General features: G+C 57.0%; 22 protein-coding genes, 1 other RNA gene and 2 pseudogenes. 14 read left to right on the forward strand and 11 right to left on the reverse strand.

Annotation, left to right across the window (positions count from 1 at the left end; all coding sequences use genetic code 11):
* Window positions 1-51 precede the first annotated feature (51 nt).
* From IKP20_07900 to IKP20_07910, 3 genes are all read right to left on the reverse strand, one after another.
* Window positions 52-609, reverse strand: coding sequence for a hypothetical protein (locus IKP20_07900; GenBank protein MBR4504874.1), 558 nt, complete (start codon window positions 607-609; stop codon window positions 52-54).
* 83 nt (window positions 610-692) lie between these two features.
* A complete protein-coding gene (locus IKP20_07905) occupies window positions 693-1,037 on the reverse strand; it encodes a hypothetical protein (protein MBR4504875.1) in 345 nt (114 codons plus the stop codon).
* Complete coding sequence (locus IKP20_07910) at window positions 1,030-1,992, reverse strand: DUF2111 domain-containing protein (protein ID MBR4504876.1); 963 nt, start codon at window positions 1,990-1,992, stop codon at window positions 1,030-1,032. Before IKP20_07910 ends, IKP20_07905 begins: the two co-directional genes overlap by 8 nt.
* Window positions 1,993-2,142: 150 nt before the next feature.
* Between IKP20_07910 and atwA the strand changes: the two genes are divergently transcribed.
* From atwA to IKP20_07965, 11 genes and pseudogenes are all read left to right on the forward strand, one after another.
* On the forward strand, window positions 2,143-3,750 hold the full coding sequence (gene atwA / locus IKP20_07915; protein MBR4504877.1) for a methyl coenzyme M reductase system, component A2: 1,608 nt from the start codon (window positions 2,143-2,145) through the stop codon (window positions 3,748-3,750).
* Between the two features lie 2 nt (window positions 3,751-3,752).
* Complete coding sequence (mcrC, locus tag IKP20_07920; protein ID MBR4504878.1) at window positions 3,753-4,373, forward strand: methyl-coenzyme M reductase I operon protein C; 621 nt, start codon at window positions 3,753-3,755, stop codon at window positions 4,371-4,373.
* Window positions 4,370-5,887, forward strand: a complete 1,518-nt coding sequence (locus IKP20_07925) for a methanogenesis marker 3 protein (protein ID MBR4504879.1) — start codon at window positions 4,370-4,372, stop codon at window positions 5,885-5,887. Before mcrC ends, IKP20_07925 begins: the two co-directional genes overlap by 4 nt.
* Complete coding sequence (locus tag IKP20_07930; GenBank protein MBR4504880.1) at window positions 5,884-6,306, forward strand: methanogenesis marker protein 6; 423 nt, start codon at window positions 5,884-5,886, stop codon at window positions 6,304-6,306. Before IKP20_07925 ends, IKP20_07930 begins: the two co-directional genes overlap by 4 nt.
* Complete coding sequence (locus IKP20_07935; protein ID MBR4504881.1) at window positions 6,303-6,737, forward strand: methanogenesis marker 5 protein; 435 nt, start codon at window positions 6,303-6,305, stop codon at window positions 6,735-6,737. The genes IKP20_07930 and IKP20_07935 overlap by 4 nt, the downstream gene beginning before the upstream one ends.
* Window positions 6,734-7,957, forward strand: coding sequence for a methanogenesis marker 15 protein (locus tag IKP20_07940; GenBank protein ID MBR4504882.1), 1,224 nt, complete (start codon window positions 6,734-6,736; stop codon window positions 7,955-7,957). The genes IKP20_07935 and IKP20_07940 overlap by 4 nt, the downstream gene beginning before the upstream one ends.
* A 9-nt stretch (window positions 7,958-7,966) precedes the next feature.
* Window positions 7,967-8,533, forward strand: coding sequence for a methanogenesis marker 17 protein (locus tag IKP20_07945; GenBank protein ID MBR4504883.1), 567 nt, complete (start codon window positions 7,967-7,969; stop codon window positions 8,531-8,533).
* Window positions 8,526-9,454: pseudogene (locus tag IKP20_07950) on the forward strand (methanogenesis marker 7 protein). Before IKP20_07945 ends, IKP20_07950 begins: the two are co-directional and overlap by 8 nt.
* A 145-nt stretch (window positions 9,455-9,599) precedes the next feature.
* On the forward strand, window positions 9,600-12,353 hold the full coding sequence (locus IKP20_07955; GenBank protein ID MBR4504884.1) for an FAD-binding oxidoreductase: 2,754 nt from the start codon (window positions 9,600-9,602) through the stop codon (window positions 12,351-12,353).
* Window positions 12,354-12,761: 408 nt separating this feature from the next.
* Window positions 12,762-13,370, forward strand: coding sequence for a cobalamin-dependent protein (locus IKP20_07960; GenBank protein ID MBR4504885.1), 609 nt, complete (start codon window positions 12,762-12,764; stop codon window positions 13,368-13,370).
* A gap of 148 nt (window positions 13,371-13,518) precedes the next feature.
* Window positions 13,519-14,898, forward strand: a pseudogene (locus IKP20_07965) (monomethylamine:corrinoid methyltransferase).
* Here the strand turns inward: IKP20_07965 and IKP20_07970 are convergent.
* Together IKP20_07970 and IKP20_07975 are read right to left on the reverse strand one after the other, a co-directional pair.
* Entirely contained in the window at window positions 14,888-15,568 is a 681-nt protein-coding gene (locus tag IKP20_07970; GenBank protein ID MBR4504886.1) for an HAD family hydrolase, read from the reverse strand. The pseudogene IKP20_07965 and the gene IKP20_07970 sit on opposite strands and share 11 nt — an antisense overlap.
* A 7-nt stretch (window positions 15,569-15,575) precedes the next feature.
* Window positions 15,576-16,793 carry a YcaO-related McrA-glycine thioamidation protein gene (locus tag IKP20_07975; protein MBR4504887.1) on the reverse strand — a complete coding sequence of 406 codons (1,218 nt, stop codon included), beginning with the start codon at window positions 16,791-16,793 and terminating at the stop codon, window positions 15,576-15,578.
* 103 nt (window positions 16,794-16,896) lie between these two features.
* On the opposite strand from IKP20_07975, the gene IKP20_07980 reads away from it, so the two are divergent.
* Window positions 16,897-17,829, forward strand: coding sequence for a hypothetical protein (locus IKP20_07980; GenBank protein ID MBR4504888.1), 933 nt, complete (start codon window positions 16,897-16,899; stop codon window positions 17,827-17,829).
* A gap of 9 nt (window positions 17,830-17,838) precedes the next feature.
* Here IKP20_07980 and rnpB read toward each other — a convergent pair.
* Window positions 17,839-18,132, reverse strand: an RNA gene (rnpB, locus tag IKP20_07985) — RNase P RNA component.
* Between the two features lie 137 nt (window positions 18,133-18,269).
* Between rnpB and IKP20_07990 the strand changes: the two genes are divergently transcribed.
* Window positions 18,270-18,578, forward strand: coding sequence for a heavy metal-binding domain-containing protein (locus IKP20_07990; protein MBR4504889.1), 309 nt, complete (start codon window positions 18,270-18,272; stop codon window positions 18,576-18,578).
* Window positions 18,579-18,589: 11 nt separating this feature from the next.
* On the opposite strand, the gene IKP20_07995 is transcribed toward IKP20_07990, so the two are convergent.
* Window positions 18,590-19,027, reverse strand: a complete 438-nt coding sequence (locus tag IKP20_07995; protein ID MBR4504890.1) for a regulator of amino acid metabolism, contains ACT domain protein — start codon at window positions 19,025-19,027, stop codon at window positions 18,590-18,592.
* A gap of 265 nt (window positions 19,028-19,292) precedes the next feature.
* Here IKP20_07995 and IKP20_08000 point away from each other — a divergent pair, with 265 nt between their 5' ends.
* A complete protein-coding gene (locus IKP20_08000; protein MBR4504891.1) occupies window positions 19,293-19,574 on the forward strand; it encodes a chorismate mutase in 282 nt (93 codons plus the stop codon).
* 1 nt (window position 19,575) lies between these two features.
* On the opposite strand, the gene IKP20_08005 is transcribed toward IKP20_08000, so the two are convergent.
* The 4 genes from IKP20_08005 to IKP20_08020 are packed head-to-tail and all read right to left on the reverse strand — an operon-like array spanning window position 19,576 to window position 23,167.
* A complete protein-coding gene (locus IKP20_08005; GenBank protein MBR4504892.1) occupies window positions 19,576-20,490 on the reverse strand; it encodes a hypothetical protein in 915 nt (304 codons plus the stop codon).
* A 45-nt stretch (window positions 20,491-20,535) separates the two neighbouring features.
* Entirely contained in the window at window positions 20,536-21,513 is a 978-nt protein-coding gene (gene mvk, locus IKP20_08010; protein MBR4504893.1) for a mevalonate kinase, read from the reverse strand.
* Entirely contained in the window at window positions 21,513-22,037 is a 525-nt protein-coding gene (locus IKP20_08015) for a hypothetical protein (GenBank protein ID MBR4504894.1), read from the reverse strand. The genes mvk and IKP20_08015 overlap by 1 nt, the downstream gene beginning before the upstream one ends.
* Window positions 22,038-22,042: 5 nt before the next feature.
* Window positions 22,043-23,167, reverse strand: a complete 1,125-nt coding sequence (locus IKP20_08020) for an aminotransferase class I/II-fold pyridoxal phosphate-dependent enzyme (GenBank protein ID MBR4504895.1) — start codon at window positions 23,165-23,167, stop codon at window positions 22,043-22,045.
* Window positions 23,168-23,290 lie beyond the last annotated feature (123 nt).

Consider the following 23,290-nt stretch of genomic DNA (forward strand, 5'->3'; position numbering starts at 1 on the left):
TGTCCGTATTAAAGGGTATTCAAAAGAAGGCCCTGGGATACGGCCCAGGTTTCACAGTCTGTCGAAAGCCACCAGGACGGACGCGAGCTTCGGGTTGTCAACTAGCCCGTAGTGTTTTTTGATCATGAGGTCGCTGGTGGGCGCCGGACTGCAGGAGACTACGTTCTTGCAACCGTTGCTTTCGTTCAGTTCCGGGAACGAAACGGGAGGCATGACGAACTGCTCTCCTCCGCTGGCCTGCACCGTGGGGAACAGCACGAATCCGTCGGACAGCCACACGACATCGTCTCTGGAAGTGTACTTGCTCGCGGTGAAAGGGAATACCTCTTCGCCTATGACGTTGCCCTCCCCGGAGACGAGGATGACCGTGGGTTCTGGCGGAGGTCTGAATCTGGGATCCTTGACTATGCAGATGACGCTGTCGCGCTCCAGAGCCTGTTTGAATCCCTGATTGTCCACTTCGATGTTGCCCATCGCACGGACTTTTGCCTCCTCTTTCTCGAGCTCAGAGAGAATCTCCTTGTCGAGATAGAAGGCATGGATGACTCCTCTCAGCCCGCGTATTATTTCGAGCTGTTCGTCGCCCGGTGCGTCCGGATCCGCTGTCATGGTTCCACTTGATGTATTTAGACGTTAAAAAAAGTATGCAATCCAACGCATTGCGCATAATTGTGGATTCTTCGGTTTTCCTTTCATTTGATGTCCGAAGTTTCGCCGTCTTCGAGGAAATGTATGGCGCAATCGCGCTTCAGACCGAGGCCGCCGGCGACTTCTATCGCTTTTATTATTCCGGCCATCACCGGGCAGGCCGCGTGGGGGATGGTCTCTTCCGCGAGCCTGTATATTTCCGATTCGGAGATCTTGGCTTCCACCTCGGAGAATGCGCTGATAGGCTGCAATCCCCAGGAGAGCCTCAGAACGTTCGGGCATTCGCTTTTTATGTCCACGCGGACCATGCCCATGTCCTCCTCGGCGGTCACCAGCGTGCGTTTTTTGCACACCCCTGCGTCCACCACCAATCTGCACGTCTTATTCATTGTCGTCATTCCTCAGTCTTATGAGGTTGTTCACGCCGGCCATGGATCTTATGTCGACCACGCCTATGGCCGCGATGATGCGGTTGTCCAGTTCGATCGGGGTGACGATGACTCTGATGCCTTTGTAAGGCCCGGAGACTGCAATCTTGCGTATGGTGGTTCCGGCGCTGATCACTTCCTCCAAAACCTGGCCGGTGTACGCGTTGTCTATGACCTTTCCGTTCTCGATCCTTATCCCCAGATTGTCCCTGCTTTTGGCGCATACCGGGAGCCCTCCCACCAAGTCGTGGATGGCGAACGCAAGGGAGATAAGCTCGCTGCCCGAGCTGCGCGACGACAATATATCTTCCAATTCGCGGCCGAATCTCATCCCTCCCATCATGGCCAGCCCGGCGTTGACCGCCGCGATCTCCGCCGCTTCCAAAGTCGGCCCGGTGCCTATTATGATGACGTCGTCGCTTTTCAGCTGGAAACTGGACCTTATGCTTTCCTCCGTTCTGGCGTCCAGCGTGGCATCGGAGCCTGGCAAAGACAGCTTCCCGCCGGAGTAGGTAAGGGTGGTGGCTCCTGCCGACCCCTCTTTTTTGGCCGCGCCCTTCTCCTCGCATCCGTATTTCACGTTTCTGGCCATCTTCGGTATGCGGACGGCCACGTTGGCATCCCCGCCGGTCAGGCCTTCGGCGTCCACGTCTGCGGAGATGTCCATGTGGGTCTTCTTCTTGAATTCCAGACCTTTGGCGGTGAGCAGAATGCCGCTCTTCCCGATCGTCACCATTCCCTGCTCCTGCATTATGGAGATGATGGATCTGGTGCTCCCTTCGCCGATGCCGAGGAGCTCTGCCAGTTTTTTCCTTCCGATGGTATTCCTGCTGTCGAGGGTTTCGATAGCCTTCCAGATATGGTAATCGCTGAATTTCGGCAGCGGTCCGCCGGATTTGGCTGGTCCAGGGGTCATATGGATATATCTTTCATCCAATTTAAATAGTTTTGAGTGTCTGGATGTATATTCGGACAGTACGGCATCGGATAAGTATGATGGGTGTATCGCTTCCCGTCGGGGCTTCGATTCATATACTATTTATTGGCAGAGGATTTACGGAACGGCATGGCTCAAGAATCTGTCGACCTTCTTGAAATCGAGAACGTCTCCAAATCCTTCGACGGAAGGTTAGTACTGAAGAATGTCAGCGCCAAGCTTTCCACGGGGAAGATACTCGGTTTGGTCGGGAAGAGCGCGGCCGGAAAGAGCGTTCTGATCCATATGCTCAGAGGCAGCGACGAATACGCCCCGGACTCTGGCCGCGTGATATACCACGTCAACCGCTGCAAGAAATGCGGCGACCTCGATCTTCCGTTAAAGGGTGTTCCCTGCGTCAAATGCGGCGGGGAAACGGAGAAGCTGGCGGTGGATTATTGGTCGCTGAAAGAGGATGATCCGCTCAGATCGGCGGTGAAATCCCATATCGCCATCATGCTTCAGAGGACCTTCGCCCTGTTCGGAGACAAGACGGTCATCGAGAACGTCATGGAAGCCGTCACCCCGGATTACGAAGGTGACAGAAGGGTCAGGCGCGCCATCGAGATGATCGAGATGGTCAACATGACCCACAGGACGACCCACATAGCCAGGGACCTGTCCGGAGGGGAGAAGCAGCGCGTGGTCATGGCCAGGCAGCTCGCCAAGGAGCCTCTGTTCTTCCTGGCCGACGAGCCCACCGGAACTCTCGACCCCACCACCGCCGAGACGGTCCACCAGGGTCTCATCGATTACGTCCGCAAGATGAACATCTGCATGGTGTTCGCGTCCCACTGGCCTGAGGCCATAACCAGGATGGCGGACGAGGCTATTCTGCTGGAGGCCGGGAACGTCGTCAAGCAGGGCAACCCCAAGGAGGTCACCGACCTCTTCATGAAGGACTACCATTTCGAGAAGCAGGCCGTCGGAAAGCTCGGCGAGCCCATAATCGTCCTGGACAACGCCAAGAAGCACTATTTCTCTGTCGTCAGAGGAGTCGTCAAAGCCGTCGACGGCGTATCATTCGACATCAAGGAGAGGGAAGTCTTCGCTCTCATAGGTTATTCAGGGGCGGGGAAGACTACGACCTCGCGCATGATTGCGGGAATGACCCCGGCCACCTCGGGAACCGTCAAGATAAAGATAGGCGACGACTGGGTGGACATGTCCGAGAGCGGTTTCGCAGGAAAAGGAAGGGCCACACCTTACATCGGCGTCCTCCACCAGGAATACACGCTGTATCCCTTCGACACCGTCCTTCAGAACCTGACCACCTGCATAGGTATGAAGATGCCCGCGGAGCTCGCCAAAGTAAAAGCTATACAGGTCCTGACCAGCGTGGGATTCCCCAAGGAAACCGTCGAGAAAACTCTCTACTCATATCCCGATTCTCTCTCGGTGGGAGAATGCCAGAGGATAGCCTTCGCCCAGGTTCTGATCAAAGAGCCGCGCATAATCATCCTCGACGAGCCCACCGGAACGATGGACCCGATAACCAAGACGATTGTGGCGAAATCCGTGGTAAGGGCGAGGGAGACCTTAGGAGAGACTTTCATCGTCGTCAGCCACGACATGGATTTCGTTATGAACTGCTGCGACCGCGCCGCCTTCATGAAGAACGGGACGGTCGTATCCATTGGGAACCCAGAGGACATCCTAGAGGAGTTCAACATGGAGCCTGTGCCCGAAGGTGAATGAAATTGAAGCAGAAGATGGGAAGGCATCTCAGCTTCGTTGAGTGCAGGGAATCGATGGGTCTCGGAGTCGGAGGCGGACTTGCTCAGAGGGCGACCATCTCCGAGTCCGGGAGGGACGTGGTGGCCATAGCGATGGGTCCCGGAAGGAGGCACATCACCAAACCCGTCTGCGAGATCACCTATGCGCTCCGCGAGGAAGGGATAGATACGAGCGTCCTGGTGGTGAACGCCGGTTCGGGAGTGCCCGCCGACGCGCCGGACATGACTACGGGTTCCTGCTTCGGCCTCGATCCGATCGAGGTCGAGAGGATCCAGCAATACAAGGTGGCTCTGATCCACCTGGGGAACGTCAGGGCCCACATCATCTACAAGGCCAGGCTGATACTCAGGAACGTGAACATACCTGCCATAATAGTGGCGCAGTGCCCCATAGATTTCGAGGACTTCGCTGCAATAGGCGTCAAGACGTCCCGCGTGATGCCCCCGGACGACAAGATCCAGACCAAGGGTGAGATCGTGAACATAGTCACCGGCGTCGTCAGAGGGGTAACCTGCGACCAGGACAAACTGGACGAGATCGTATCGAAAGTGCAGTCGATGCTTCCGGAGCGCGGTATCGAATGATAGTCATCGTCAACGGCAAAGAGAAGAAGCTCAAGGCCGGCTCCACGCTCAAGAACGCGATAGCCGGCGAGACTTACGTCAAAGGGTCCCTCATCTCTGTGCATCTGTCGGAGGAGAAGATTGTCACCGAGACCAGCGATTTCGAGATCGAGACCGAAGCCGGGACCATGGTCATGCGCCTCAACGACTCCCCGCTGGCGGAGATGTGGAGGACCAAGGTGGCACAGGCGCTTCCCGGCGCGAACGCCAGATGGGTGACCCACGACATAGCGGCGTTCGGATCGTTTCCGACCGATCTGGAGGTGAGCAGGGAGGAATTCCACTACAAGACCTACGACTGCTTCTTCGCTCTCGGAGGGTTCGACAACCACACCACGTACATCATGGTGGCCAGGGACAACCACAACGGCTCCTACGGCGCCGGGCATGGGCTCATCGGAAAGATAACCGTCGGAAGGCACATACTGGACAAAATCAGGGAGGGGGACCGCATCATCGGCGTCCGCCCCATGATGTCCGAGACCAGCACCGAGAACGTCGTGGTCACGGACGATTTATCATTCAAGCTTGAGGACGGGTACAGAGTGGAGACATCCGTCACGGTCAAGCTGGACCCGGCTTCCCCAGAGGCGTCGGAGCACGTGCTCGTGCTGTCCAGCCAGGGATTCATCAGAGCGACGGATTCGACCGGGAGCTACGTATCCTGCTCCGACGATCTGGACGTCTCGATCCCGGCGGAGAACATAGCGATAAGAGGCGCCGGGGCGGTCGCGGTCAGGAACAGCGGAGTCGGTACCGGGCGTTTATTCTTCTACAAGGAGAAAAGGCAGCTCTCGCCCAGCCACACTTCGGCTGGAAACATAACCCAGGGGGCGGCAATCCTGTCCCGCGCGAAAGCCGGCGACGTCTTCGCCGTGACAACGGAGCCTCCGAGGGCGCTTTCGGTGGGCATGACCCAGGCCGATGGCGCCAAGTTCCTGGAGGCCGCCGGGATAAAGCAGGTCAGGACCGGGGACGTCTCGGATGACGCAATAATCGCCGAGCAGAGCCCGGAGCGCACCATGCAGGCTCTCAAGGACGGGGAGGTCGAGACTTTCGGCGTCCCGAGGGAGAGAGTGTTCAAGATCAAGCTCTCTGACGCCGACCCAGCCAGCAACATGTATTTCAGGAAGATTACCGGCCTCAGTCACAAGCCCGTCGGGACCTTGAAGGTGCAGTTCACTTTCGAGGGCCTTCCCATGGTGACCTTCTACGGCGACGAGATGAGGGGAAAGAACCTGTATCCCCAAGACCCGTTCAAGAAGTCCAAGCGCGGGGACATAGGGCTGACCAACCAGGCCAGGCCGCACCACGGTCTGATAGGCATCAGGCTGAAGGACAGCAAAGAATACGGCCCCACCGGCGAGGAGCCCTACGGGACCAACATCATAGGGAAGTTCGTGGACGATCTGGACAGGCTGATGGACGGCTTGGAGGACGACGCCACGGTGTACGTCACGGAGGCGGATTTATGAGCGAAGCCAGAGAGACGAGATTGTTCATGATATCGCCCAGATCCACGCTCACGCCGGATCAGCTCGCGCGCATGATCCATGCGTACGGGGCGGAGGCTCTGGTCAAGGAGACATGCTACGGGTGCCTCGTCGAGGGGCCGAGGGAGCTGGTCCTGTCGATACGCGACAGGGTCAGGGAAGGCTATCCGAACGAGGTCTTCACCAAAGTCAGGGCATACCCCAGCAGCGACCCCAGAAGATGCCGCGCGATGCACGGTACAAGGCCCGGGTACGCGCAGCTGGAGATGGAATGGGAGCTACTGGCAAAGGTCCAATACGGGCTCGAAGAGGTAGCCAAAGGCGCCAAATACGTCCCTCCCGAGGAGAAGAAACGCATTTCAGTAAACGATTTCAAGAGAATTTGCGAGGTACGCCGATGAAGGTCTTCATAGATCCGCCCAACAGCCTGGTGCTTTTCGATCTGGTCGAAAGGTTCGGGCATGAACCGCTCAGCACCATGGCCGCCATCCAGGAGAGGGTGGACAACATAGAGGTGGACATGCCGCCGATGAACGTCACCCTCGACGACGTCGTCAAAGGGCTGAAATACGCCGGTGTGGAAGTCCCATCCGGCGTCAGAGGGAGATTGGCCTTGTGGGGCCCCCTAATCGACGAGGCGGACGCGGCCATAATCATGGACGACTGCCCCTACAGCTTCGGATGCGTCGGATGCGAGAGGTCCAATCTCATGGTCAAATATCTCATAAAAAGGCGCGGCATCCCTGCTCTCAGGGTCACGTACCCGGAGAACGACGAGCAGGCGGTCAATTTCGTCGCTCAGACCAAAGAATTCCTGGAGGGATTGAAATGACGATCAAGATAGCGCAGCTCTCATGCGGAACGGAATACAGCAGCGTCCAATACGAGATAGAGAAGGCGGCCAGATCCGTCGGGGCTAAAATCGTGTATCCCGACGTCTCCGCGGCGGACATCGACGAGGCCGTCAAGAGGTTCGGATTCGTCCCCAGGTCGCCTCAGCTCAAGCTGATGATCGCAAGGGCGGTCAGGCTGGCCGACGGGAAATACGACGCCGACGCGGTGTTCATCACCACCTGCTTCAGGTGCGCCGAGGCCGCTCTGGTGAGGAACGAGCTCAGAAGGTTCATCCAGGAGAACACCAGGCTCCCTGTGGTCACGTATTCGTTCACAGAGAGGCTCAAGGCGTCCCAGCTTCTGACCAGGATGGAAGCTTTGGTCACCATAGTCACGAGGAAGGAGCTCCTTTCCAGGGAGAGGCAGACAGGCATCACCGTCGGGCTGGACTCCGGGTCGTCGACCACCAAAGCGGTCGTCATGGAGAACAACAAGATCATCGGGAAGGACTGGACTCCCTCCGGGGATGTGGTCGCATCGGCCGAAGCTGTGCTCAACAACGCCCTCAAGATGGCCGGCATCGAGATGAATCAGGTGGAAGCCATCGGAACCACCGGGTACGGGCGTTTCACCCTCGGCGAGCATTTCGGCGCCAAGCTCGTGCAGGAGGAGCTGACAGTCAACTCCAAAGGGGCCGTCTGGCTGGCCGACAGGCAGAGAGGCGAAGCCACCATCCTCGACATCGGAGGGATGGACAACAAAGCCATCACCGTCAGGGACGGGGTCCCGGACAACTTCACCATGGGCGGCATCTGCGCCGGAGCGTCCGGCAGGTTCCTCGAGATGACCTCCAAGAGGCTCAAGATCGAGGTCACCCAGCTCGGAGCTCTGGCAGACAAAGGGAACTGGAGGAACGCCAAGATGAACTCCTACTGCTCAGTCTTCGGCATCCAGGATCTGGTCACCACTCTGGGCGAGGGGAAGAGGTTCGAGGACGTCGCCGCGGCCGCGTGCCACTCGGTCGCCGAGCAGGTCTACGAGCAGCAGCTCCAGGAGATCGACGTGAGGCATCCGATCATACAGGTCGGAGGGACTTCGCTGATCTCCGGGCTGGTCACCGCCGTCGGGGAGATCCTCGGGGAGGCCCCGATCGTGCCTCCGGATTCCCAATACATCGGCGCGGTGGGCGGCGCTCTGCTGAGCTCAGGCCTCCTGTGAGGGATTCCCATGGAAACTGAGGTAATAGGGGACGACAGGTTCGGGGATGAGGCGTACCAGCGCCTTTTCGACGAGATCATGAGCGATCTCAACAAGGCGGTCCTCATCGACAGGGCCAAGCTGGTGCTCAGGCCCGACGTGCCCCTCTTCATATTCTCGATAGTCCTGAAATCGGAGCCGACCCTCAAGACCATCCCGGACGTGTGCAACGTCAGGGCGGAGGGGGAGAACATCCACCTCACGATATCGCAGGAGCGCTATGCGCCGGCGGTGCTGTCCGCCCTCTGGGGGAAGTACGGGAGGAGGTCCGTCTTCCAGCAGACCCGCTTCGACCTGGATGTGACAGGCGCCAAGGAATCCGAGATAGCATCCATGGTGGTGTCTTCCGGGGAGGAGACCAAGCGCGAGATACTCGGCGCGCTGTGGAGGTCCATGCCCGAGGGGATCAAGAACCGCAAGGTGCTGATGGACGGGAACGTGATCACCGTCGTCGCGACGGAGGAGATCTTGCTTCCGGACATGATCGGCGAAGGCAAGAAGATACACTCCGGAATGGGAGGTGCGGCAGATGTTTGAGGTCATGATGTATGACGGAGGGGTTTACCGCTCCGAGGAGCTCTTCGAGATGATCGAAGACGTGGGAGGCGTCGTCCTCCAGAAGAACAGGAGCTCGCAGATGCTCATGGTCACCATGTCGGTTCCCGGGGAAGACAGGGAAGCCATAACCAAGCTCTGCTCGGACATCGGCGGGGTCGTTAAAAGCGTCCCTCTGGCCGGGACCGAGATCGCCGTCATCGGGCCGACCCTTGGAAGGCACCACATGCCCCACCCCATATGCGACATCGCCGAAGAGCTCAGGAGATACGGCTCGGTGACAGTCGTGATGGGTCTCGCAAGGGGAAGAGGGAAAGCTACGTCCCAGATATCCGCCGAGGAGAAGGCCATCATCGACGAGTACGACGCCGCAGTGTTCGTCATGGGAACTTCAAGAGCTGCGTGGAGAAGAAATCGGAGCTTATAGAGGACATCCGCGTGCCTACGGTGCTGGTATCCGGCCCCAAACCGGACGGCATCGACGACAAATGCGAGGCCATCGTGTCCGGAGTCGGCAGGAAGGCATCCAGGATGAGGACGCCTCCGGAGAGGGCGAAGCTCGAGGAGATAGCCGATACCCTGGAAAAAGTGCTCCGCGACAGGAAGAAGAGCCTGGAGGAAGACCCTATCTTCGTGCATCCGGCCGAGGTCAAGCAGATCCTCGAAGGCTACGAGCCTATAGACATGTGCCTCAGGCCGTCACCGATGGTCCTGCACTTGGACGGGCTAAGAGTCAAGATCCCGTACAGGGAGCACAAGGATTATCTGGAAAACGTAGAGGTGTTCGGCAGGAAACTCGGGGAAGTCGCCGACATATTCCCGTCTAGGATAGACGACAGCAGCGTGATAATCCGCATCAAGACGCTTTCCCAGGTCACATACGAGGACGCGCACAGGAATTGAGGCCCAGGCGCCGGGGTCAGACGCGATTCCGGCGCTTGGGAAACCGTTTTTCACTGTCAACGCTTCGTTCCAGACACCTGTGGCCTAGCCAAACTTTTTAATTAACCATGTTGTACCCGCCTTTATTATTATCCATTCAAGCTGAATGGAGGTTGAGACCCACATGAAGTCCATAGGAGCAGACAATTCCAAAGTCACGTCCGAAGCTATGAGCCAGTTGGCCGCCCTCATCGGGAGGACAACGATCACAGACGACGTCGCAGTCTTCAAGCCCGCCGACGAGTCCGAGATCGCCAAGGCCATCCCTAAGATCCTCAGCGCCGGGGCCGGAATCACCACCCTCGCCAGGAAAAAAGGCTGCCAGAAGGGCGAAGTTTACGTGGATCTGTCGGGAATGACCGAGATTGTGTTCATTGACACCGTCGCGATGACCGTCAAGGCCCAGGTCGGATGCAAGATCGCGGATTTGGAGGCGGCAGTCAACGAGAAAGGGTTCACTCTCGGCGCCTATCCCGGCAAAGTCGGAGCCACCCTCGAGGATTTCGTGTACACCGAGGATGCGGTTCTGGGATCGTACAAATACGGCACGATCAAGGATTGCGTCTACAACGTCTATGCGGTGGACTGCAACGGAGACTCCTTCGAGACCGGATACGACAACATCGGATACTACATGTCCGGATACAATCTGACGCAGACGATGGTCGCATCCTACGGCAGGGTCGGGCTCATCACCGCCGTCACCCTCAAAATCTCGCCTCTCGGCGTCATCAAGATGGCCGCCTACAGCTTCCCCGATTACGCGACCATGCAGGCCGCCTACATGAAGCTGGTCCACGAGGCCTCCCTCAAGCCTCTCAACATCTCATTCAACGCAGCGGAGAAATGCACCAAGATCGCATACCAGGGCGCGGAGGATTTCGTCAACGCTGATATCGAAGCCACCGACGCGCTCATGTCCGAGATCGGGGCCACCAAAATCGGCGAGCCCAGCTGGGAGAAATGCGTCGGATGCGACTGCGTCAACCCCGATCTCACCACTTTCTACGTCCCCCTGAAGAACATGGCGGCTTTCCTCGAGTGCGCCGCGTCTTTCGGGAAGATCGCCGGCACCATCCCGGACCGCAGCACCGTCGCGGCCAAGATCGCCGGATCCCCGTCGGCCGAGGACATCGACAAGATCGCCGACAAAGCCGAGGAGCTGGGCGGAAGGTCCTCTTCCAGATGCTTCAGCAAGTATCGCGACGGGCCCACCAACGCATTCTCCAAGAGGATCGAGGAAGGCATGCTCGGAGGCACTGTGGAAGACGTCAGGCTCAGCCGCGAAGTCACCCCAGCGATCATCGAGAAGATCAAAGCCATTGTTGGCGATAAGAACGTGAGCACCTCCGACATGGACAGGATCCTCTACAGCCACGACATGGCTCCCCTCCCCAAAGAGGCGGGGATGGCTTTCAAGAACATCCCTGACGTCATCGTCAGGCCGGAGACTCCCGAGCAGATCGCAGAGGTCGTCAAGATCGCTTACGCCAACGGCATCGCCGTCATCCCCAGAGGGAATGCCAGCTGGGGTCTCGGAGGATGCATGCCGACCGCAGCAGGCATCCTGATAGACATGTCCTCCAAGATGAACAAGATCCTGGAGATCAACGAGGAAGAGCTTTACGTCAAGGTCCAGGCCGGAAGCACCTGGAAGAACCTGCTGGAAGCCTGCATGAAGAAAGGCTACATCATCGGTTCCTATCCCTCAAGCTTCCCCGGAGCGACTCTCGGGGCCTGGATCTCCACCAACGGAATGGGAGTCGGATCATACAAGTACGGATCCGCCAGAGAGAACGTCCTGAATTCCGTCTATATCGTCGACGACGGTTCGATCGTCACCACCGGGTTCGACAACATCGGATCCTACAGGCAGATGTACAACCTGAACCAGTTCTTCTCCGGCGCGGAGGGAACCCTGGGAATCATGGCCACCGTCACCTTCAGGATCTACCCCATGGGCAAGATCAAACCCCTGGCATACGAGTTCGATGCCCTCAAGTCCATCGACGGCCCGATGCAGGAGATGGTCAACGACGCTTCGGTCAGGCCCCTGCACGTCGCCTGGTCCGATTACATGCATTTCGAAGGCCAGAGGAGAGCCGGATGGCACGCTCCCGACGTCTCCAACCTGTGGCTGGTCACCCTCCAGGGCGATGAGAAGCACAACGGAATGGAGGAGGCGTGGTTCGACGCTGTGGCTGAGAAGTCCGGCGGAAAGAAGATCTCCTACGAGATATCGGAGCATGAGTGGGAGGAGAGATGCTACGAGTTCAGGGCCAGGCACCTCGGAGTCGGAGAGATCCCGGCTGAGGTCATAGTGCCGACCCACGACTGGGGTACCTTCACCGACAGATGCTACGAAGGCTTCAAGGAGATGAGGATGGAGGCCGGAGGAATCATCGGAGTCATGGTAGACAGGTCCACCGCCCTGTTCATGCCCTATTACTTCAAGGACGACGAGATGATCACCGGAATGCTCTCGTTCGGATTCAACTTCTACCTCGGCGACGTGGCCTCGGAGTACGGAGGAAGGAGCACCGGGTTCGGAGTGTTCTTCGCCTGGAACCTGGACAACATCCACAGCGCCACTACGGTCGCCAAGATGAGGGATCTCAAGACCGTCTTGGATCCGCATGACGTGGTCAACCCCGGACACGTGGTCTGCGGAACCACCAGGTTCGGAGTGAACATGACCAAGAGCCTGATGGGCATGGGAAGCACCATGATGCAGGCCATGAAGAAGCTCCTGCCCGCCGACAAGTCGTTCACCAACAACTCCAAGAGATTCAGATACGAAGATCTGGAAGAGATCAAGGTCCTCGACAGGGTCCATACCCTCGGCGACGGATCCCAGTGATCTCAGTTTTAGAGGCACCCAGCCCCTTCCTAGCGGAGGGGGTTGGGGCAAACGTCTTTCCTGTTTCTTTCCGGCCTCTATTGTCTCTTAGGTTCCGCGCCAGCATGCGGCCCATTTCCGTCCCGGTTTCCTGCGCATATTCCAGCAAGGCGTTCGGGGGGCGGACGGAAACATACCTTGCAATCTCAGGCCGATCTGACCTAGCGGGATGGTCCATCCTTCTCTTTGATTGAACTATTTTCAATGTAATCAGTAATTTTTATCATATTTTTATTTTAAACTATCCATATGTTCTGTTTTAAATAATACGACCGAGATTTCATTCCGGTGGTTTTCATCCCCGCGACCAAGGAACAGCGCATCCTCAAGAATCTCTGCAAATCCGTGGAGACGAGCGATTTCCGCCTGATGGAGAGGAGCGTCGACCAGGCTTTGGAAGCGGGGATCCCGTTCGAAGTGATAATGTCCCAAGGCCTCGGCAAAGGGATGGAATCCATCGGCAAGCTGTTCGACAGCGCCAAGATTTACCTCCCGCAGGTCGTGGCCGCCTCGAAGACCGTCGAAAGCGCCATAAAGAAGCTTGAGCCGGCGATCGGAAGCGGCGACAAAACGCACCGCGGCACCATCGTCATGGGCTCCGTGGAAGGCGACATCCACGAGATAGGCAAGAACGTGTGCTGCGCAATGCTCCGCGGCGCGGGATATCGCGTCATAGATCTGGGCCCTGATGTGTCTCCGGACGATTTCCTGAAGGCCGCCAAGGAATATTCTGCCGACATAATCGGCGGTTCGGCGCTCATGACCACGACGCTGAAGATGCAGAAGAGCATGGTGCAGACTGCCATCGAGGAAAAATCCCCTGTGATGATGATATTCGGCGGGGCTCCCTGCAGCAAGGAATGGGTGGATAAGATCGGCGGGGACGGCTATTCCGCATCGGGCACGGAGATAGTGGAGCTCGTCGATAAGCTTATGAAGAGCCGTGCCGAAGAGGAGACGGACAATGCCGATTCCTGAAAAGCACAGTATTTAATGTTTTTCCATGAGGCAATAGATTTTCGCTATTCTAATATATAATGGATTTAAGCAATGTTCTATTGCGCTCAAAATGATTGTTTTGGTGTCAATATTATAAATAAGAGATTGCATGCCCTAACAAGGTAGAATGGCAGCCCGCAGATATGTTGACGTTTTTGAGTCGTACGATCGTTTCACAGAGGGAGACAAGGTGCAGGAATCGTATTGGGATTACGATATCGTCCACAGCACCGCAGTCAAGATGAAGGATCGTTATGAACTGGATTTCGGCGCCAACATAGTCCCGGAAGACCCAGACATGGTGGACAATCTTTTCCTGGCCGGAGTCGACATGCTGCTTGAGACCGGGATCTACAACATAGATCTGGGCCGCGTCATGCACATCGATGAGGATGAGCTGTACGAAGGCATCAAAATGGCCCCCAGAAAACTCAGCATCGGCCATGGCAAAGACAAGTGCAAATGCAAAGCCCGCGTGGGAAATTCCAAGAAAAGGCCTATAATCCAGGGGGGTCCGACCGGAGCCCCTCTGTCCGAGGAGATATTCATGTCCGTGATAGAGTCCTATGCGGATGAGCCCATGGTGGATGCCATCGTCAGCGGGGTCCTCGAGACCGTGGACGGCCATCAGGTCCTCACCAACACGCCCTGGGAGATCAAGGCCACCATGGCCGAGGTCAGATATGTCCGCGAGGCAGTAGCCAACTCAGGAAGGCCTGGGATGGGCATCTAGGGCCCGCAGACTCCGCTCTCGCCCGACGGCCGTCTCGCAGCCGGGCTGGGTTCCAACGGCATGAGGATATGCGATCCCCACGAGTGCTCACAGCTCAACGAGCTCAAGATAGACATGGGGGCATTGAACATAATCTCCGGATGGCATTCCGCCGGGGATATAATCCTGATCGAGCAGATGCCGATGTTCGGAGGGTATGCAGGAGGCGTCGAGGAGACCGCCATATGCGACGTGGCGACCACTCTCGCCTCATTCGCGGCTTTCAACGCCGACATACATCTCGACGGCCCGATCCACATCAGATGGGGCACCACGTCCACCAGAGAGACAATGCAGGTCGCCGCACATGCCGCCGCAGCTCTGGATTACAACACCGACCTCCTTCTCGCCAACCAATACTATACGATGGCCGGGCCTTGCACAGAGATGTGTCTCCTTGAGGTTGCCGCCCAAGCGATAGCCGATACAGCATCCGGAAGGGAACTCCTGTCGGGGGTGGCATCCGCCAAAGGAGTCGCCATCGACAAGGCCACCGGTTTGGAGGCGAGGATGCTCGGGGAAGCCTCGGCGGCCACCTGCGGGATGGAGATTCCGGAGGTAAACAGCATCCTCGACAAGATAATCTCCAAATACGAGCTGAATTTCTCTTCCGCGCCTCAGGGTAAGACCTACAAAGAGTGTTACAACGTCAACGATGCCACCCCGCTGCAGGAGTATCTGAGCATCTACGATTCCGTCTTGGACACTCTCGCCGATTGCGGGCTCAGTTTCTGAGAAGCTCCACGCAATCTCCGGCGCGCTCTATGACGGGGATGGCGGGATCAGCCTCCTTCCATTTCTCCCTGGTGCCGCTGCCGGTCAGGACGCCAACGAATTTAGCGCCAGCCCCGTGGGCCGACATGTAATCGGTAATGTTGTCGCCGACGTACAGAATCTCGGCGGGATCGACGCCCAAAAGGGAGGCCAGCTGCCTCATAGCCACAGGAGATGGCTTAGCGTCGTCGTATGAGGAGAAATCCCTGCCCATGACGGCGTCGAATCCGTCTCTCGTGCCTGTGACGTCCAATGCGGCTTCGGCGTATTCCAGGCTCCCGCGGGTGAGCAAACCCGTCTTCAGGCCCATGGACCTCAATTCCCCCAAGCATTCCTTGGAGCCGGGATAGGGGACGGCCTCCGTGACGTATTCCTTCTCCACCTTGGTGAACGCCGCGTCTATCTCCTTGGATATCGCATCGAATTCGTCTTCGCGGCCGTGGGACTCCAGCCAGGCTTTGATGGGCCAGCGGGGCCTTTTGATGTATTTCTCTTTGTATGCCTCTTCGAAGGGGATGCCGTGGGATTCGAGGATCGCGACGTCTGCCACCGATAGCTTGGCGTAATCGACATGGGTCTTCAGGAACGTACCGTCCATATCGAATCCTACTGCTTTTATCCCCTCTAGCATGGTATCCTCAGCGGCGAGGTGGCCACATCCCGCTGAGTCTTCCGCCTTCCCTTTCTGGGTCCATGGTGCTGACTTCGAGCCCGGGCACGATCATCCTTACCGTCGGAACCCCTAATTCGGGGCGGGTGAGGTCCACTGCCGCCACCGTATCGAATCCGTTGTCCATAAGGCTTCCTAACACGACCTCTATGTCGTCCAAAACGTATGGGGTGGCTTTGTTCTCCATGCTTTCCAGGGCTATCTTCTTGGGCCTGTCCGCGTACCACAGCCTGTTGACCTTCTTGATCTTCTCGTAGCCCATGTCCTGGGTCACTTTCTGCAGCTGGGCGTTAATCTTTGACCCGTGCTTGTGTGTGGCTCTGCTCTGGGCGACTTCCGTTATCGCTCTTATGGCGGCGATCTCGGGGTCCAGATGAGTCCCTACGCCTATTGTGAGCATCTCCGGGTCTTTCGTTCTCACGTCGTCGGCCGCGGCGCCTATCGTCGTAATTCCGAGGTCGGTGGTCAGGTCCTTCAGGTGGATCTCTATACCTTGGTCGGCGAATTTCTTGAGGAGCTGGCCAGGCACAGAATTCTCGTCCTCGACCACTACGTCCGCGTTGCACGTCTCCCTGTATTCGGCGATGGACCAGGCATCTCTTTCTATGTCTTCGAAAAGCGCATGGAGTATGGCCTCTTCCATCGTGTTCCCGCTGGCTATGCCGTTCGTGTGCCATCTGAACAGCTGGTAATCGCCGTCCGGCACGTATGGGTAATACACGGCGCATGCCGGGACCCAGATGGGACATCCCCTGAACATCTCGAACCCTTCGGTCCATGCGATCTGCTGGCCTTCCAGATGGTCAAGGACCCTCAGCGGAAGGATCAGATCGACAGGGTTTATGGTCATCATGACCTCCTTGGCCTGCTCATAAGTGCCGTAGACTATCTCGTCCGAATCGCGCTGTTCCGCGCTGTATCTCTCGATGGATTCCATCACGGCCGAAGCTTCCGCCTGGGCGGGGGTGGCTCCTTTGCCGTTGTAGAATTTCGGCTTTCCCAGCGCTGTCTCGCCGCGCCTGACGGAGAATACGGGTATTCCGACGTCGTCTTTGGAGGTGATGTTCTCCGGGGCATCAAGCCCTGCTTTTTTCAGCAGCGGCCTGACCTCGTCGAGAGTTTCTTCGGGAGGTTTGATGCGTATGCCGGATTCGGGGGAGCATTTGGGGCAGCGGTTGAGGATCATGGATTCAGCTTCCGTTTCCCCATCGCAAAATTAGTACTTATCAATGTCCTATCTGAAAGGTAGGAGAAAATACGTTTAATTGTAAGAAGCGATATCCTTAAGCATGGTTGCAACCGAGAGTGGCGGTTTGGGCACCGAAAAGATCGATTCGGGGCGCATGGCTTTTGAGGAATCGGATGCGCTGTCGAAAGTCAGAGACGCATTAGGGGTCATGGGCTGCGACCAATACAGCTACAACGAGAGCGACAGATGCATCAATTTCATAGCCGAATCCGAGGGCAAGATCGTCCATGCCCAGGCGTACGTCGACGGCGAGGCATTGGCGTTCATCTGCGGGCCGGCCAAACTGAGGATTCCGCGCAGCTGCGGTTTCAAAGCCCGCAAAGCGATCTCCGACATGAACAACGCGGGCGATCTTCTCGGAAGGTACGTGATGGTCCCGATCGACGCGGAGAGCAGCATGGTCGCCGAGATTTATGCCATTCCGTGGAAGAAGTTTGACATCAGCGCCGAGGAGCTTTCGTCGGTCATGGGAATAATCATGGATTCTGTCTTCGAGAGTTGGGACGATCTCAGCCTTCTGGCGGAAGACCCGGGAGCAACCGCTCTGGATACGGTGAAAGACGCCATGAAGCTTCTGGACGTGGATTACAGCGTCAAGAAGGACATCGTGATGTTCGGCCTCCAAGGCGATGACATGCAGATGTTCGTCGGCGTCTACGTCAGCGACGGATGCCTGACAATCAGGATAAAATCGGCGATAGTGGTCTCCGCCAACAGGAAAGCCACAGCTTTGGAATCGCTGGATGCCATAAACTCCTCGATGAGGATGGGCGCCTTCTGCCTCACGAAAGTGAAGAAAGGCTACAGCATCGGATATAGGTACACGCTGCCCCTGATGGGGATCGACCTCACCCCGGAGATCGTAGCCATCCTGGTGAAGACGTCGATCGCAGCAGTCGACAGCCGCGACGGAGATCTTCTCGCGCTGGTCGGAAAGAACAGCGCCAGATTCAGCGACTTCATGTTCGGATGAATGGGCGTCAGGTGGTGGTAGTAGCCCCCCTTCTGTTTCAGACGGCATTCAACTACGCGTTCTACCCGCCGGTCGCGGGCCGTTCATCCCGGCTGTATGAACTTGCTCCGATGGGGAGTCGCCGTTTCACCAAATCTTCGGGAACGTCACCGCCTGGCGGATCATCCTATGCGCCGAATCTGTGTCGTTTCTGGGCCCTTGCCACGGCTCTCGCCGTACCGGCTTGCGCCGATCCATCTTGCCCTCGGAGGAGGGAACTTCCTCAGCTGGCTTGCGCCTACCGTCGGCCGTCCTCCATCTCCTGACAGCCAGCGAATCTTCAGGCGATTTAAAATGGCTTCGGTGATGCCGAATGTCTGCATGTATTTATGCCCGCCTACGAATAAGATGAGCAGCTCTGGCACGCATCGTTTAATACGGGGTCTGATAATTTCGCCCTTATGTTGATAAGCACCACAGAGAGAATCGGAAGAGAATACGAGGTTCTTGGTATTGTTAAAGGGAGTACCATTCAATCCAAGAACATCGGCCGTGACATAGGGCAGGGCCTGAAATCCATTGTCGGAGGCGAGCTCGTAGATTATACCAAGATGATGAACGACGCGCGTGCGCTGGCCGAGAGCAGGATGATCGAGGACGCGGAGAAATGTGGCGCCGACGCTATCGTTTGCGCGAGATACGCGACCTCGTCGGTCATGCAGGGTGCCTCAGAAGTCATCGCATACGGCACCGCGGTCAGATACGTCTGAGCCTGCCTTTCTCAAACCTTTTCCTTCACTTTCAGTATTATGCTCGAGACTCCGCGGGAGGATCTGAGCTCCGGGATCAGCTCCGGCGGAACGGTTCCGTCGATCACTATTGTGAGCACGGATTGTTCCCTGTCGCCTTTGTCGTCGACAGCGGCCTGCCTTATCGACAGGTTGTGCCTGTAAAGTATCTCGGTGATCCCGGACACTATCCCTGACATCTTCGCGTCCGTAGGTATTATCTTGATTGTGGAGCAGCCAATTTCCGGCGCGAGATTCTCCATGGAAAGCATGCATTCCAGCTTGGAGAAAATGGAATCCAGCTCGGGAATGGAAGATATGCGTTCAAGGGTTGTGCGCACCACCCTCCTGTCGACTTTGGCCGCGCGGCCTATAGCAGAATCGCTTTGGACTATCTCCCCGCAGAAGGCCTTGCCATCGACCACTTTTATCCCGTGAGAGAAAAGAAGGCGCGCGACCTTGTTCTGCGAGGGATATCCCCCAAAGTATTTGTCCAATTTTTCCATGTTGGTAGCATGTTTTTATTCTTTATTTATCATTTATGTGCATTATTATTGACAAATCTATACTTTTGATGATTCACTCAACGTGGAATATGGTCCCGGCTCTAAATGCGCATGGTTTTTGGCTCAACCATCTTATCTATGGCCCAAGAAAAACCGTTAATACGCATAGTGGAATCTGTAGGCGAGTTTTATGCCCGATGAGCCTGAGACGGAAGAGTTGAGGATGCAGATCGAATCCATAGACGAAGAGATAATCGATCTCATCGCGACGCGCATGGAAATAGCGGACGAGCTCGCCAAAGCGAAGAGAAGGTCTTCCCAAGGCTATTGGAACGAAGAGAAAGAGCGGGAAGTCATCAGCAGGTACCATGAGCTCTGCGAAGAAGTAAGCCTCTCGGAGGATGAGGCAAGGCAGATTGCAGAGGTCATACTCCACATCTCCAAGGAAAGGCAGAAGCACTTTTTCGAGTGAATCAGGCTCCCTGCGGCGCGGGAGAGGCGCTCCTGCGCGTGTACATGGAGAACCACAGGGATTCCATGATCATGCAGATGAAGCATGGGATGACCGATTCAGGAGTGTTGGCGAGAAGAACCATGCACATGGACACCGAAAGGCCGGTGTTCTTCCATACGCACAGCACATGGAATACCGGTTTGGATGCCGAATCCACATTCAGTTTGCCCATCAGGAATCTGGATATCCCTATCAGCAGCAGAAGCCTGAAAGCCCCCGCGGCAACGACCGCCACCGCCAGTTCCGGGTACGAGAAGAGGTATTCGCGGTTGGCGCTGACCGAAAGGAACAGCATTATGCCCATCATCAAGTCGATGAACGGTATCTTCAGCTTGCGGGACAGATTCAGCTTCCTGAGTGGGATGCTGACGATCACCGGCACCGCAATGAACAGGACTATGTACTTCAGTATCTCCAGAGGATTCACAGCGTCCCCAAGCATCGCAAACGAAATCAGCGGGGTCAGCACTATTCCCGCGGCATAAGTGGCAGCTACCGCCGATACCGCCGTTTTTATGTTGCCTTTCATCAGAACCGCGGCAGTGACCACGGATATCGCGCATGGCATCGATGCCAGCAGGGTCCATCCATGCCAGATTTCGGGGTTATTTCCCGCGAAAAGGAGTCCTATCCCTATGGTGACCGCGGTGTTGACCCCATAGCACAGCAGCATCGACAGCAGGAATTCTCTGCCGCCCTCCCTGATGTCTTCGTCGGAGAATCTCAGACCATCGAGCGAAAGGGTCATCTGGATCATCAGAGCGATGATTATCAGTTCAGACGACGGGATGTCAGTCTCGCCTATAAGGAGGCCTAGAGCCAGCGCTCCCACGGTCCATACGCGCAGGTCGCTGACGACTCCGAAGGCATCCATGCCGTCGCAAGATATGGACGGGGTATATACGCGATGCGGGCGCCATCAGATGTACGACGAGAGGTCGAGCAGGGGGCTGAGGGGTTCTGAGGTCTCCAATCTCGCGCCTTGCTCCCCGGTCTTCATGATGTACGCGATCCCTCCGCGGGATTCTATGGCGGACGCGACTTTCTCTGGCTCGTCGGTCAGAGCGACCATGCACCCTCCCCCTCCGGAGCCGGTGAGCTTGGCTCCGTACGAGTACGGCATCGCTGCGTTGACCAGCTTGTTCAGCTCTTTGCACGAGACGCCCAGGATGGACAGGAGCTTGTGGTCGGTCAGCATCATCCTGCCCAAAGCTTCCACGTCGTTCCTCTTTATCGCTTCGTATCCGCTGAGCGTGACGTTTCCGATCTCTTCGATCATTTCCGTCGCGAAGTTGCTCCTCTTGGCGTAGCGCCTGACTTTGTCGACCTGCGGGGCGGTAGGCGCTCTCACGCCGGTGTTGCCGACGACGAAGGTCATGTCGGGGACGTCGATGTCAGTGACGCACCAGGAGCGGTTCCCGCGGGTTATGTTCCACAGCTTTCTGTCTTCGTTCCCCGGCAGGTTGACGCCGATCCCTCCGCCATGGACGCATGCCGAGGCGTCCATAGGGCTTCCGCTGCCTTGGGCCGCCAGCTCTGCGTTGTAAGCTTCGTCTACGAGATATCTTTCGCTCGGGTCGTCTCCGGCCATGGAGCTCAATGCGAGGGCCAAAGCCGCGGAAAGGGCGGCAGAGGAACCCAGGCCTGCTCCGGCCGGGATGTCGCTTCTGGTTACGAAATCGGCCGCATGGCGCAGGTTCCTTGTCAGGTAGCGGAAGTGTGGCTGCTTGCCGAACTCTATGGTCTCCCCGTTGAGGGTGTTGTGCCTGCTGCGCCTGACGCTGCAAGTTATCCTGCGGTTGGCCGCGAGTACCAGCGCCGGCTTGCCGTAGACCACGGAATGTTCCCCGAGGATCACGAATTTCCCCGGGGCGGATGCGGTGTGCCACCTGGACATCAATCTTCCAATCCGTATTTGGCCATCTGCTCGCGGATAGCGTCGGATGGGGTTCTCTTGTTGAGGAGAGGCTGGGGGATGCTCCACCATTGGTCGGAAGCGTCGTCGAGCTTTCTGTCGTATTCCTCGTCGCTCTCCCCGTCTTCCCTCTTCACTTCGCCCAAGGCTTCGTTGAGCTCTTTGTAGAGGTCCACGCCGAATTTCTTGTTCACTATGGCCACGCCGGTGAACCCGTCAACGCATTGCGCCACTTCTTCGGCGGTGTCTGGGGCTAGGCTGTCCATGATCATGTCCAGGACGCTCTGGGCGGTCAGCTTGAAGATCATCTCGCGCTTGGCCTCTTCCGGGAGCTCCGGGTTTTCGACGACGGATTTGATGAGGTCCCTTCCGAACAGGTCCGTCAGGGCTTCCACTCTGCGGGGATTCTTGCCGTAGACCATCTCATCGTGGGCCTCTTCAGGTCTCATCTCCGGTTCGTCGTCACCGAAGAGCGCCGCGTTGGGGTCGATGTTATCGTTCGCCATGTCTTTCACTTCAGCCCGGCCATCACTTCGGCCAATATATCCATTCCCTTGGAGATTTTCTCTTCGGACGCCGCATACGAGAATCTGAGGTGCTTTTCTCCGCGCTTGCCGAAAGCAGATCCAGGGGTGCATATGAGTCCGGCGGCCGCGAGCTTGTTGGCCAGATCCACTGACGGGATGTCCTGCTCATAGGAAGGGAACGCATAGAAAGCCCCTTTGGGAGGCTTCAGGCTCATGCCTTCGATCCCGTTGAGCCTGCCGGTTATGAGGTCCCTTCTTGATCTGTAAATCTTCCTGGCATTCTCGAGATAGGGTTCTATCCCAGGCAGCGCGTCCAGTATCCCGTATTGGGCGGGCATGTTCGGGCTGGCGCACACGTGGTATTGCATTTTGATGAGGTCGGGCATCACGCTCTCGTCCGCTATGAGGAATCCCATCCTCCAGCCGGTGACCGCCATCATCTTGGAGAATCCCCCGGCGACTATCGCCCTGTCAAGCCTGTCCAGGAAGGACACGTGCTTCCCTTCGTAAACGAACGAGTCGTGGACCTCGTCGGAAAGGATGATGATGTCCTTGTCCTCGGCGATGTCCAGGAGGGCTTTCTTGGATTCCTCGGAAAGGACTCCGCCGGTGGGGTTGGAAGGGGTTGTGACGACGATCATCTTGGTTTCGGGGGTTATCTTCGAAAGGATGTCGTCCGCATCAGGCTGGAAATCCCCGTCGGTGAGGTTGTATTCAACGCTCTTCCCGCCGCAGAGCTGGGCGTGAGGGCCGTAAATGACGAACCCCGGGCTCGGAACCAGAACCTCGTCGCCGGGATCGATGAACGTTTCGGATATCTCCAGAAGCGCGGAGGATCCGCTGGGGGTTATCATCACGTTGTCGCCTTTGATACGGCCGTATCTGGAATATCTGTCCGCGACCGCATCCCTGAGCTCCATGATCCCGGCTGTGGGGCCGTATTTGTTGAGTCCGGCGCATGCGGCTCTGTTCATCCCTTCAATCGCCGTCTTCGGCGGATCCAGATCCGGCTCGCCTAGACCGAGGTTGATGGAATTCGGGCCCGCCAGATCGAACATCTTCCTTATTCCGGACATCGGAATCGCCGATATCCTCTGGGACACTTTCATGACGGGAGAATCTAGGTCGTTCTATAAGAGAAGTTGCCGTTCCGCAGAAAAGTAGTCCACTATTTTTGGATTGGGAAGTATCAACTTTTATTACTCTTACAGATATGGCATTGCATCCGTGGG

The sequence above is a fragment of the Candidatus Methanomethylophilaceae archaeon genome, assembly GCA_017524805.1.
Taxonomy (GTDB): domain Archaea; phylum Thermoplasmatota; class Thermoplasmata; order Methanomassiliicoccales; family Methanomethylophilaceae; genus Methanoprimaticola.